Genomic DNA, 11,817 nt, shown 5'->3' on the forward strand with positions numbered 1-11,817 from the left:
CTGATTGAGCAATAGTTATTCTTCCCTACTCCCAATTTTATTTGATAGAACAAATGTACTAAATAATATGCTATAATTCCCATACATTGATGTTGAAATCATAGTAGAGGATAAGCTCTGGCTGCAAGTTTCCTGAGTGCCAAAATTTACGGCATTAGTTGAGTCTTGCGCTATGGCAAAAATCGACAAACAAAGCAGGTACGAGAGTTTAAAATAGTTGAATCCCAAACTCGACTCGGTGCTAGTAATTAACTTTGAAAGGCATTGAAGTCTATATTTTCATGTCTTACGAACCCCTGCACCACAAATATCGCCCCAAAAGTTTTGCTGAACTGGTGGGCCAAGAGGCGATCGCTACCACCCTCACGAACGCGATCGGCACATCCAAAATCGCCCCCGCCTATTTATTCACTGGGCCTAGAGGTACGGGGAAAACTTCTAGTGCCCGGATTCTGGCTAAATCCCTCAATTGTCTCAAAAGTGACAAGCCCACTGCTGAACCCTGCGGCGTGTGTGAGGTTTGTCAGGGGATCACCAAGGGCTACGCCTTAGACATAATTGAAATCGACGCCGCTAGCAACACTGGTGTCGATAATATCCGCGAGTTGATTGAAAAAGCCCAGTTTGCTCCTGTGCAGTGTCGCTACAAGGTTTATGTAATCGACGAGTGCCACATGCTCAGTACCCAGGCATTCAATGCGCTACTTAAGACTCTAGAAGAACCACCGAGACAGGTGGTTTTTGTGTTGGCGACAACAGACCCGCAACGGGTGTTACCAACGATTATTTCACGCTGTCAAAGGTTTGATTTTAGACGCATTCAGTTAGAAGCGATGGTGAAGCATTTAAGTGCGATCGCATCTTATGAAAACATTCATATTTCACTTGATGCTGTCACCCTGGTAGCCCAACTTTCTCAGGGAGGGTTACGGGATGCCGAAAGTCTACTTGACCAATTGGGCTTGTTAGCGGGTGAAGTCACACCAGAGCGAGTTTGGGATTTGGTGGGGACGGTAAGCGAACAGGACTTGTTAGCGCTTTTAAATGCGATCGCTCAAGATAAACCGGAAGCAGTTTTAGACTGTACTCACCACATTCTAGATCGTGGTCGAGAACCCCTAACTATTCTGCAAAATCTCGCCGCTTTTTACCGCGATTTACTGATTGCTAAAACAGCACCCAACCGCCACGATTTGGTTGCTTGTACTCAGCAAACCTGGACAGCGCTGATTGAATTTGCTCAATACTTCGATATGAGCGTGATTTTGGCAGGACAAAAACACTTGCGAGAAGCTGAAGTACAAATTAAAAATACCACCCAGCCGCGTTTGTGGTTGGAGGTAACATTACTAGGACTGTTACCGAGTGCGACGAATATTCAGCCACAAGCCCCAAGTGTCGCGCTGCGAATTCATACACCTGTTGTATCTCCAAGCTATCCTCCAGTAGTTGCCCAAAATCACCCAGTCTCTTCTGTACCTGTAGCTGAACCGCAAAAAAATCATGATTCTGTAAACCATCATCAAGCGGCTGCCCAAAATCACCCAGTCTCTTCTTTACCTGTAGCTGAACCGCAAAAAAATCATAATTCTGTAAACCATCATCAAGCGGCTGCCCAAAATCAGCCCGTCACTTCATCTGCCTCAGATGAACAGCAAACAAATCACAATTCTGTTGCTAACTTAGTTTCACCACCAACGCCAGAACCTGTTGCTGTTCCTGTGCCATCAGTGAACATTGAACCAGTAACTTCAGAAGTTGTTGGCGAAGTAGAATATGACTTAACTCAGATTTGGCAACAAGTGCTTGCCAACCTCCAGCCAAAATCAAGGCAAGAAATGCTGCGTCAAATGAGCCAACTCATGGAGTTCGACGGTGTTGTGGCTCTAATTGCTATTAAACAGGCATGGTATGACAAGGGAAAATCTTATCTACCGATGATTACGGCAGCTTTCCAGCAGACTTTCCAGCGTGAAATCCAGATAAATATAGAAAAAGGAATTTCTTCAAACTCTACCTCCGCCAAAAAAAATCCTCCGCCAAAAGACTCTACTCGCGTTCAGCAATCACCCACACCTAGCTACAACCAGCAAATTTCGCCTTCAGCGTCAGTACCGCAGCCAACTAATCCACCACCAGCACCACAAAAAACCGAGTTGGTTGTAAGAGATGGAAATGAGGTAAATGGAAATAGGGCAAATGGAAATGGTGTAAATGGAAATAGGGCAAATGGAAACGGGTTAAATGGAAACGGGATGCAAACTTTGCCTCTACCCCCAAAACAAACACCCGCACCTGATTGGGAACCTGACGAAGTAGCGATCGCAGCTCAACGTGTAGCAGAATTTTTCAACGGACAAATTATCCGTTTTGCAGATGATTTCCCAGAATTCTCCGATTCCACAACTACACCAGAATGGGTAGAAGAATCAGAAGTAGATGATGAATAAAAAATTGGGCATTGGGCATTGGGGAAAGATCCGAAGAAAGTCTCCTCTACTCCATCATCCCCTTATTCCTCATCCCCCGCTCCATTCCCTATTCCCCATTACCCACGCCCCATGCCCTACTCCCTATTCTTCATTCCCCGTATGCAAAGTTTTTACCCATTTCAGGCGCTTTGGTCTTACCGACATCCGGGCAGTAGTACTGCTCATGACGACTAACCAGTGCAACATATATAAACTGCCACGCAGGGTTTGCACCAGCATCATAAAATATGTAGAAAGTGGGAATTTTTGATCTTGACGTACCCGCTTCAGACCTGTAAACATCCCTACCATCGACATAGAAATGGATAAGCCTGTGATCGGACTTAACATTGGGGGACGATGACGAGCGATCGCCATTAATAAATCTGGGATTGCTGCTGTGGGTAAGATATACATAATTAGCATAAAAATCAGCAAATCCCAGCTTTTGCGCCCTCCCATGCGGTTTTTGAGAATTAAATCCCAATAATCCAAATAGCGTTGATATCCGCCTTCTGCCCAACGGTTGCGCTGATGCCAGAGTGAAATTGCACTTGTCACTCCTTCTTCTTGCACTGCTGGATGAAAAACACACTCAATATCCCATTTGTCCAAATGTAAACGGATTGTTAAATCCAAATCATCGGTAATGGTTTCTTCATTCCAGCCACCGCAGCTTTCCAAGGCTGAACGCCGGACAAATTGACCATTGCCCCGCAGTTCGCCAATGCCACCAAGGGCAGTTCGCTGTTGCTGAAACCATGTATCAAGTGCCATTTCGGCCATTTGACCCTTAGTCCAAAAGTTTTCTTTAGCGTTGGCGATCGCTTTTCGCACCTGCACCGCCCCCACGTTTTCTCTTTGAAATAAAGGTATTACCTGTTGCAGCAAGTCTGGTGTTACTTGGGCATCAGCATCAAATACTGCTATAATGTCGCCCTTTGTCAACGGCAATACCTGATTCAACGCCCCCGATTTGCCACCAGTAGCTTCTGCTGAACGCCTTAGTACTTTCAGATGATCGTGTTTCTGTTGGAGTTCTGCTAATAAACGTGGCGTGCTATCACTGCTGCGATCGTCAATTATCCAAATTTCGTACTGCCCACCTGGATATTCCAGATTACAAAGATTTTTGACTAATTTAGCAATTACCGCTTCCTCATTTTTCGCAGCCACCAGCACAGAAACAGAAGGTAAATCTCCCTGTATTTCTTTTGGATAGCGACGGGATTTAGTAAACACTACCACCAAAGCATGAAATCCTAGAATGGTGGTCAGTCCTAGAATAAAAATGGAAGCCCAAGAAACTAAATGTAGAGCGATCGTGCCACTCCAGACGATAGTCAAGACTAGAGCTGCTTTGCCTCTACGACCTTGAAACCGAGATGGTAGAGACATAGAATCTGTCTCTAACACTGACTCCTCATCTACTGATAGGTCAGACAACAAGGAGTTGAGCGGATCGAGGTCTTGATAAGAATCTTCTTCGGGCCAGGAATTCGCTGGCATAGGTTAGGTTGCTTGATTCAAAAACCACTATTTGTCTACAGTTAGTAATTTTACGGACAAATATCCCTAAGCTACTTTTCCCGGTATTAATCGGAATGGGTAAACTGTAATACCCGCTATCCCTAAGCCAAAAGCCGCTGGGACTACCTTTGTTGTCACCGCCATCTGCGTAATTACCTCGTATTAACCACCTTTGCTACTCTTTGACAAAGGCTTGATTCCTTTGATAGCCACTTGGGTAGGAAGCTTCTAGAGTCGGACTTTCTCCAATGAGAACTCCGGTTTGGGTAAAGTAATAGCAAGGTAGCAGCAGCTTTTTGTTGGGAAAAACTGCAACAACGGCATCCACCACTTTACAGTAGACATTTTTAGTGTTAATGATCCCCAGATTCAATAACAGTTAATGCAGCATTATTGTAACCGAAATTTTAATATTTCTTAGTAGTAACTTCATTTATTGGTCATGGGGTATTGGTATTGGGATTAGGGAGAGGTGACAGGTGATAGGGAATAATCTGTACCCTGTAACCTGTACCCTATTCCCTTCTTCACTGACCACTATGTGCTTTAGACACATCTTTGGGGAATACTACTAATATCCACTAATATCCCCAGTTGCTAACTAACTTGAGGAATATTTAACTATGTCTATTGAGCAACTCCAGCCTGCAACTCAACAACAAGCCAGTGTTTACTTACCTTATGTTCAGGGTGCTAGGCGCAATTTCTTACCCTATGCCATCAGTCTTTATCAAAAAGGGGTCTTGGAAGGACATCGGAAGATTGAAGCCAGCGAACATGTCCCCTTTGTCGCCTCCTGGAATGTTGCTACTTTACCCTCAGACTTAACCCGTTGCCGAATTCAGTTTGATGGCAATGCTGACCTGAGTTATGAACTGATGATGGCTAGTTTCGAGTTTATTAATTTTTTAATTGAACTTATGGACAACTATAAACGTTATCGCGTGACCGATTTTTCACAACCGTTTTACCGCAAGCTACTGCGTATAGATGATTGATTAAACTTAGCCAGACTTTTACAAGTTCGGCTTCTATTTAAAATTACCGTAGTGGGTCTGTCGCAAAAATTTTAACAGGTGAATCAGTTATCAAATTTCTCTTCTTTACCTCTTAATTTTGCGTTCTTCTCTAACGAGACGCTACGCATAGCTTGCTTCTTTGTAGGAGTATGCGCTTCGTTCTCTTATCCCTCAAAATTAATAGCTAAGCAAGTTTGTAGTAAGGACTTTAGTTCTTATTTTTTAAAGTCATTTGCTCACAAGGCGTTAATGTTTACAATTCAGCTTAAGCCTTGTGAGCTTTCTTACAACAGCCTTTTAGGAGCAGCTGACTTTGCTACCCATATCTTCATCCCAATAATCATTGAGTTTTGGTTCTAGCTGTAACTCCCGACTAACATTGGCACAAAACCAGCGCAAAAATTTATCCAAACTGGCAAATACTGCTTTGTCTGCTTGCTGTAAGTCCAAAGTTACGGTGTGAAAGCCTTGCTTGTTAGCGTGTGCAAGCAACCGCAACACCAGAGAGCTTTTCCCCATCTTTTTGAGTGCTTTGATGCAAATTACACTCCTAGGTTCAGCCATTTCTGCGTAAGCAAGTTCTTCAATTGGCTTCTTTGCAAAAATTACTCAGTACTTGCCATAAATGAGCAGCAATGTTCTTGACACGTTCCTCGTCGTAGTGCGCTTCACTAGCTATATTGGTGTAGGTTTTTCCTTCCCACGAAGAACGCAATATCAACTCTTGGAGCGTCGTTAAACCGCTTGCTTGACTGGCTTTTAGCAGGAATACTAGTTCATCTATAGTCATTACTCATTGACTCTAATTCAGTATGATATTTTCTCACACCATTAAGCTTTGGAAGTTAATGTAGACTACGTTGTATATATAGCAGCCAGCCCTGACTAAAAAAGCTACAAAAAAGCCTTGATAATTTTTTGCATCCTTAAATTATTTGGCGTGATTCAATCATAGAATTTTTTCTTTGGCTCTACCTAAATGTTGATAAGCTACTTGACGTAATTCTTCTAGTCTGGCAAGTTTCATACTGGCAGGTAAGAGTAGGTGATTCAACTCTGGTGCTTGTGCCAATTGGGAGACTGTATTCAATCCGACCCCTTTTTTCCTTTTTTCCCTCATTTATATTTAGTCTAAACTCCAGTTAGAACAACCCTAGCCATACCTAAACTGACAATTAAAACAGCAGATGGAGACCATCAATGTCAAAATACTGAATCTAATGATGAGAAAATAAAGATAAGCAATGCCCACCTCCAAACTTGCTGGGCTATTTACCCAAGACAGATAAACAGCAAATTTTATCAGTCAAAATTTATGACTTATAACGTTCCCTCTCCAACTCGAAAGCGACCCACTCAAGCAATAGGAGCCAAAATTTTCCACTCTTGTAACATCATTAGTCTATTTATCATGCTCACCAGTGGACTACAAATTTACAACGCCAACCCTGTTTTTGGTGGACGCGCAGGTTTGCACATTCCTTTGATATTTACTTTAGGAGGTTGGCTTGCAGGAGGTAGACACTGGCATTTTGCAGCAATGTGGCTATTCTCGCTGAATCTGTTGTGGTATGGAATTTACATTTTAATTACCCGACGCTGGCGACATCGCTTTGTAGGTGCTAATGACTTCAAAGCATTACAAAAAACTCAAAATTCCCAACGCCTAATTTATGCTTGGCATCGGATTGCTTATACAGCAATTATTCCCATTTTGCTGCTGGCATTATTTACAGGGATAGGAATGTATAAACCTGCTCAATTTCCCTGGATTGTGGATTTATTCGGCGATTGGCAAGCATTGCGAATTGTTCACTTTGCCTCAGTGCCGATGGTTATATTATTTGTAGTAATTCACTATCAATTAGGGAAAAAAGCTGGAGGTACTCAACTAATAGAATCAATGTTTTAGTAAACAAACTATGGTCATGGAGGTAGAGAGACGCACAGAATAAAGACCAATGACCAATGACCAATGACCAATGACCAATGACCAATAACTCTTTTTGAAAATAAAAAAATGAACTTTTTTGATAAATTTAATCGTAATATTTTGCAAAATCAAAGCTTACTATTTGTAGGACTTGATCCAAATCCAGAGATGATGCCTGTGCGTTATGAATCGGAAGAACTCATCACTGGTTTGGAAAAGTGGTTACAATTCATTATTGCGGAAACTTCTGATTTCGTTTGTGCCTATAAACCGACATTTGGCTTTTACGAAGCGTTAGGTATTCCTGGTTTAGAACTGCTGTACAAAACTTTAGCAGCTATTCCAGCCCACATTCCAGTGATTTTAGATGCCAAACACAGTGACTTAAATACTAGTAGCATCTTTGCCCAGACTGTGTTTACAAAATGGCAGGTGGATGCAATCACTCTCAGTCCCTATACAGGACAAGATCACGTAGCACCTTTTTTAGTCTATCCTGATAAAGCTGTGTTTATTTTATGCTGTACTTCTAATCCAGGTGCAGAAGCTCTACAGCAATATCCTACAAATGAATCACCCCTTTATTTACAAGTGGTAAAAGAATCAAAAACCTGGGGAACTCCAGAACAATTGGGTTTGGAAGTGGGAACTACAAATCCTGAAGTTTTAGCACTTATTCGAGCAGTTGCACCTGAACGAATTATTATGGCGCGTAGCATCTGGGCGCAGGGTCAAAACTTGAAGCAAATTTTAGAAGCTGGCTTGAATAGTAATGGTGATGGTTTACTGATTCCTGTTCCTCAAGATATGTTGGTAAATACACAATTATCAGAGGAAGTCCAGTCTCTACGTGCAGAAATTAATCAAATAAAAACTGAAATTATTCACGAAAATTCTACTTGTTCTGTGTGGTTTCCTGATGTTTGTTTTTTAAATCAGCACCCCCACCAAGATTTGATTTTACAACTTTATGATATTGACTGCATTATGTTTGGCAGCTTTGTCCAAGCATCAGGAGCTATATTTCCTTATTACATTGATTTACGCAAAATTATTTCCAATCCCCAAGTTTTTAATCAAGTTCTCACAGCTTATGAGGATATTTTGAAGAACCTGAATTTTGATAGATTAGCAGGTATTCCCTATGGTTCATTACCTACTGCGACTGGTTTAGCTTTGCGCCTTCATTGTCCGATGATTTTCCCGCGTAAAGAGGTGAAAGCACACGGAACTCGCAGAGTAATTGAGGGTAACTTTCATACTGGTGAAACAGTTGTAGTGGTTGACGATATTCTCATTAGCGGCAAAAGTGTCATGGAAGGGGCAGGAAAGTTGGAATCAGCTGGATTAAAGGTTAATGATATTGTGGTATTTATCGATCATGAACAGGGGGTGAAAGATAGGTTAGAGCAAAATGGTTATCGCAGTCATGCAGTTTTAACTATTTCGGAAATTACTAATACTCTCTATCAAGCAGGGCGAATAAATGAGGAGCAATTTTTAGCTTTCGCTGAAAGTTAGTAATTTGAACAATAGGGAGTAGGGAATGGAGAGTTGGGAGAAACGTGATTAATTGCGTCTGTACTAGGGGAAGATTTTTATTGTCTATGTCCTCTTGAGCAGATTTGATTATTCGGTTAAATCTAGTAAATAGAATAATTTTCGCTTTGAAATTAATTATGAATTTTCCACTGAATCAACTACTTAGATGGTTAATTTTTACGTTGTTATTTCCTCTAGTATTTCTCAATGGTTGGCTAGCATTTTTGCTGGTTAAAAACTTTCAACCTGTCGTAACAATTCTTGTCTTGGCTACCTTGCTTGCATTCGTTTTAAACTATCCTGTTTCGATTCTCCAACAGCGGAGAGTTAAACGCGGCTATGCAGTAGCATTAGTTTTTATATTAGCATTGGTAATTGTTGTGGCTCTAGGTATCACTTTATTGCCCATTGTTTTAGAGCAATTTAATGATATGGTTAAAGTCTTTCCCCAATGGATTGATTCTAGCGAAGAAAAACTTCAGATTGTCAATGATTGGTTTTTTAAACATAAATTAAATGTGAATCTAAGTCAGCTATTAGCACAAACTACTGACCAATTACCTAATGAATTAGAGTTTATTTCAGATAAACTTTTAAGTATTATCATAGATACAATTGATAGTATTTCTGAGGCGTTAATCACAGTAGTTATAACTTTTTACTTGTTGTTAGATGGTCCAAGGATTTGGGAGGTAATATTTAAGAAGTTACCTGGAAATCTTGCCCAGCAGATAAGCCAGTCTATTCAGCAAAACTTCCAAAACTACTTAATTGGTCAGGGAACTTTGGCTTTGCTGATGGGTGTTTCAATAACATTATTGTTTTTAGGTTTTCAAGTCCAGTTTGGTTTACTCTTTGGTTTGGGAGTTGGGCTTTTAAGCTTAATTCCCTTTGGTGATGTCGTTAGTCTGGTTTTAATAACTTTAATAATAGCGTCACATGACTTTTGGCTAGCAGCTAAGGTTTTTGCCGTAGCTGTTGTCATCGATCAGTTAATCGATCAGGCGATCGCACCGCGTTTATTAGGTAAATTTACTGGCATTAGACCAATATGGGTATTAGTTGCTTTGCTTGTAGGAACCAATGTTGGCGGAGTCTTAGGTTTACTAGTTGCGGTACCTGTAGCTGGTTTTATCAAAGATGTAGCAGATGGTTTTTCCAAATCTGATAACGTGGGTGAGAGTGAAGCAGCATCAGAATTGTTAGTAGAAGAATCAATATCGCAATGAAAAGTGTAACATTACTAATATTTTAGGTTTTATGGCAAGCGATCGCTATCTTTATTGTTGTTTGTATAGACGCAAAGCGACTTGTCATCAGACATCGCTTCCGAGTATTTTAAGTTTTTATAACAAGCAATAATTAGATAAAACTGATTAAAAGAATTTTAAGTAATTTATCTAACTATTCTTTAGTTTAGGCAAGCCACTACAGCAGGGATTTGAATGTTCAGATAATTCATTACGTTCTATCTGCTTTGCCATCTTCTCAGCACGTTGAATCGCTTGTTCAGTTAACGATTTCAATGGTTTTGGATATAAACACATTGATTTGTCGTAGTCAGGTATATGCTTTTCGAGCAAATTAACTAACCTATCACGAGTGATTTGTGCAAAATGGTCTTGAAAGTGAATTAGATACCAGAGTTCAAAACAAGGATTGGTAATTGCCAGATTAATCTTTTGGCTTATAGCTCGATTTATTGCACTTTGCCAATTTGCCAGACTTTTTTCAATATGCTCATCTCCGTCAAAAACAGCCCAGGTTTTATCTTCTTTACTCCATTGCTGGTTATCTTTCCTCTGCTGTCGTTCTTCGATAAGTCTTTCAATAATGCTACGTGGATCAGTTCTGTTTTGATGAGGCAATACAATAATATCTAAAGTTGGCGAACGTAATTCATTGCGAATACTATTGAAATAAATTGGTTCTGTTTTACTTCCTTCACAAGCAATTAGTATTTTCTGAGCAATATTCCTGCTAGGTGGGCGGCGATTTAACTTTCTTGGCACTGCTCATCACTCTGTAAAATCATTTCCTCTTCAGATGGGAGAAATGGAACAGCTCCAAAACGACCATCTAAATAAGCTTTATCAATCGCCAAATCATTTCGCACATGGAAATCAGTCAAGGGATATAACTCAGTGCTTTGATCAGAGCGCTTTTGTGTAAACCAAATTTGATCGCGTCGTAACAAGTTATTTCTTTGTAACGTGTTATCATGACTTGTCAAAATCAGTTGAGCGTTTCTTGGATTTGTTTTAAGATTTTGAAATATTCTGATAATACTTTTTACAATATTAGGATGAATATTTGTGCCTAATTCATCAACAATTATCAATCCGCCTATGTTCAAAGATACTACTATGCGGAATGCCAAGTAAAATAAACGCTGAGTACCAAGAGACTCTTCATCGAAAAGCCACTGTATTTCGTTACCGTCATTAGTTTTATGCACAGCATATATGTTGTAGTCAGCCGGAGCATCAGATTTCTTTTTTAACTCTATTCTAGACACTCCCGTGTCAAATTTTTGTATAATATTTAATGCTTGTTTAAGTAATTCATTGAATACATAAATACTAGCATCTTGTAGAACTGTAATAGAAACATGGTCAAAATCTTCACTTCCCAAGCTAATTCCACGCCATCCACTTCCTAACCAATTTATAAAAGACTCGATTATATCTACTTTTAATTTTACTAATGTACTAAGAAATAACTCATTTTCTCTAATATTATCTTGAAGTTGATTATGTGCTCCAGCAAAATCATCACCAGTTTTCCATATAAATTTTTTGTTACTTTCATCCCATTGACGATGAAATAAACGACGAGTCCGTTTAGTTGTGTTTAAAGCATAGTCTAGGTTTTCTGAAATTATATTATTTTTATTAATTACTATTGAATAAGTATAAATATTATTATTAAATAAAGTCCTTAATTCAAATCTTGTAGGTTTTTGAGCAGAGATCCTATCTAATTTAAAAGGGTCTAGTTTTGCATATTTAAAGATTCTCTGGAATTGCACCGCTTCCTGAGTACCATAAGTCATAATAAGCAATAAATAATCGAGAGCTTGGATAACATTACTCTTACCTGACGCGTTAGCTCCAAAAATTGCCAGAACAGGTAAAAGCTCAATGTCCCACCCTTCAACATGATATCCAGGTGCAATTTCATGATCTGACTTCACCCGTTTGCGTTTGCTGTTTTGGATTGTCTGACGATCGCTTTGTTTTTGAGCAACCGCACTTAGGGTTACAGGTTCTTTAATTGAGCGGTAGTTTTCGACTGTAAAATCTACAAGCATAATTCAACG

The 11,817-nt window shown here is 39.9% G+C and carries 10 protein-coding genes and 1 pseudogene; 5 read left to right on the forward strand and 6 right to left on the reverse strand.

Annotated features, from left to right (window positions below):
* Window positions 1-281 precede the first annotated feature (281 nt).
* Window positions 282-2,450 (forward strand): DNA polymerase III subunit gamma/tau, encoded by a 2,169-nt coding sequence (locus NLP_RS04210; RefSeq protein ID WP_104905287.1) that lies wholly within the window; start codon window positions 282-284, stop codon window positions 2,448-2,450.
* Window positions 2,451-2,573: 123 nt separating this feature from the next.
* Here the strand turns inward: NLP_RS04210 and NLP_RS04215 are convergent, their stop codons facing one another.
* Together NLP_RS04215 and NLP_RS04220 are read right to left on the reverse strand one after the other, a co-directional pair.
* On the reverse strand, window positions 2,574-3,980 hold the full coding sequence (locus NLP_RS04215; RefSeq protein ID WP_104905288.1) for a glycosyltransferase: 1,407 nt from the start codon (window positions 3,978-3,980) through the stop codon (window positions 2,574-2,576).
* A gap of 196 nt (window positions 3,981-4,176) precedes the next feature.
* Complete coding sequence (locus NLP_RS04220) at window positions 4,177-4,374, reverse strand: hypothetical protein (protein ID WP_104905289.1); 198 nt, start codon at window positions 4,372-4,374, stop codon at window positions 4,177-4,179.
* 250 nt (window positions 4,375-4,624) lie between these two features.
* Here NLP_RS04220 and ebsA point away from each other — a divergent pair, with 250 nt between their 5' ends.
* On the forward strand, window positions 4,625-4,999 hold the full coding sequence (gene ebsA, locus NLP_RS04225) for a type IV pilus biogenesis protein EbsA (protein WP_104905290.1): 375 nt from the start codon (window positions 4,625-4,627) through the stop codon (window positions 4,997-4,999).
* A gap of 321 nt (window positions 5,000-5,320) precedes the next feature.
* Here the strand turns inward: ebsA and NLP_RS04230 are convergent.
* Window positions 5,321-5,810 (reverse strand): annotated as a pseudogene (locus NLP_RS04230) (AAA-like domain-containing protein); the annotation flags it as partial.
* A gap of 159 nt (window positions 5,811-5,969) precedes the next feature.
* The gene (locus NLP_RS32760) at window positions 5,970-6,110 is read right to left on the reverse strand and encodes a hypothetical protein (protein WP_158680277.1); all 141 of its coding nucleotides are present in this window, start codon (window positions 6,108-6,110) and stop codon (window positions 5,970-5,972) included.
* Window positions 6,111-6,335: 225 nt separating this feature from the next.
* Here NLP_RS32760 and NLP_RS04235 point away from each other — a divergent pair, with 225 nt between their 5' ends.
* From NLP_RS04235 to NLP_RS04245, 3 genes are all read left to right on the forward strand, one after another.
* Window positions 6,336-6,932, forward strand: a complete 597-nt coding sequence (locus NLP_RS04235) for a cytochrome b/b6 domain-containing protein (protein WP_104905291.1) — start codon at window positions 6,336-6,338, stop codon at window positions 6,930-6,932.
* Window positions 6,933-7,040: 108 nt separating this feature from the next.
* On the forward strand, window positions 7,041-8,474 hold the full coding sequence (locus tag NLP_RS04240) for a bifunctional orotidine-5'-phosphate decarboxylase/orotate phosphoribosyltransferase (RefSeq protein ID WP_104905292.1): 1,434 nt from the start codon (window positions 7,041-7,043) through the stop codon (window positions 8,472-8,474).
* 158 nt (window positions 8,475-8,632) lie between these two features.
* On the forward strand, window positions 8,633-9,724 hold the full coding sequence (locus tag NLP_RS04245) for an AI-2E family transporter (protein WP_104905293.1): 1,092 nt from the start codon (window positions 8,633-8,635) through the stop codon (window positions 9,722-9,724).
* 171 nt (window positions 9,725-9,895) lie between these two features.
* Here NLP_RS04245 and NLP_RS04250 read toward each other — a convergent pair whose 3' ends face one another.
* On the reverse strand, window positions 9,896-10,507 hold the full coding sequence (locus tag NLP_RS04250; RefSeq protein WP_104905294.1) for an RloB family protein: 612 nt from the start codon (window positions 10,505-10,507) through the stop codon (window positions 9,896-9,898).
* Window positions 10,492-11,808 (reverse strand): AAA family ATPase, encoded by a 1,317-nt coding sequence (locus NLP_RS04255; protein WP_104905295.1) that lies wholly within the window; start codon window positions 11,806-11,808, stop codon window positions 10,492-10,494. The genes NLP_RS04250 and NLP_RS04255 overlap by 16 nt, the downstream gene beginning before the upstream one ends.
* Window positions 11,809-11,817 lie beyond the last annotated feature (9 nt).

This window comes from Nostoc sp. 'Lobaria pulmonaria (5183) cyanobiont' (assembly GCF_002949795.1).
GTDB lineage: Bacteria > Cyanobacteriota > Cyanobacteriia > Cyanobacteriales > Nostocaceae > Nostoc.

Excerpts from the sequence above, each read along its gene's own strand:
- NLP_RS04245 (WP_104905293.1), top strand. The coding sequence starts at position 8,633 with ATGAATTTTCCACTGAATCAACTACTTAGATGGTTAATTTTTACGTTG.
- NLP_RS04215 (WP_104905288.1), bottom strand. The coding sequence starts at position 3,980 with ATGCCAGCGAATTCCTGGCCCGAAGAAGATTCTTATCAAGACCTCGAT.
- NLP_RS04240 (WP_104905292.1), top strand. The coding sequence starts at position 7,041 with ATGAACTTTTTTGATAAATTTAATCGTAATATTTTGCAAAATCAAAGC.
- NLP_RS04255 (WP_104905295.1), bottom strand. The coding sequence starts at position 11,808 with ATGCTTGTAGATTTTACAGTCGAAAACTACCGCTCAATTAAAGAACCT.
- ebsA (WP_104905290.1), top strand. The coding sequence starts at position 4,625 with ATGTCTATTGAGCAACTCCAGCCTGCAACTCAACAACAAGCCAGTGTT.
- NLP_RS04235 (WP_104905291.1), top strand. The coding sequence starts at position 6,336 with ATGACTTATAACGTTCCCTCTCCAACTCGAAAGCGACCCACTCAAGCA.
- NLP_RS04210 (WP_104905287.1), top strand. The coding sequence starts at position 282 with ATGTCTTACGAACCCCTGCACCACAAATATCGCCCCAAAAGTTTTGCT.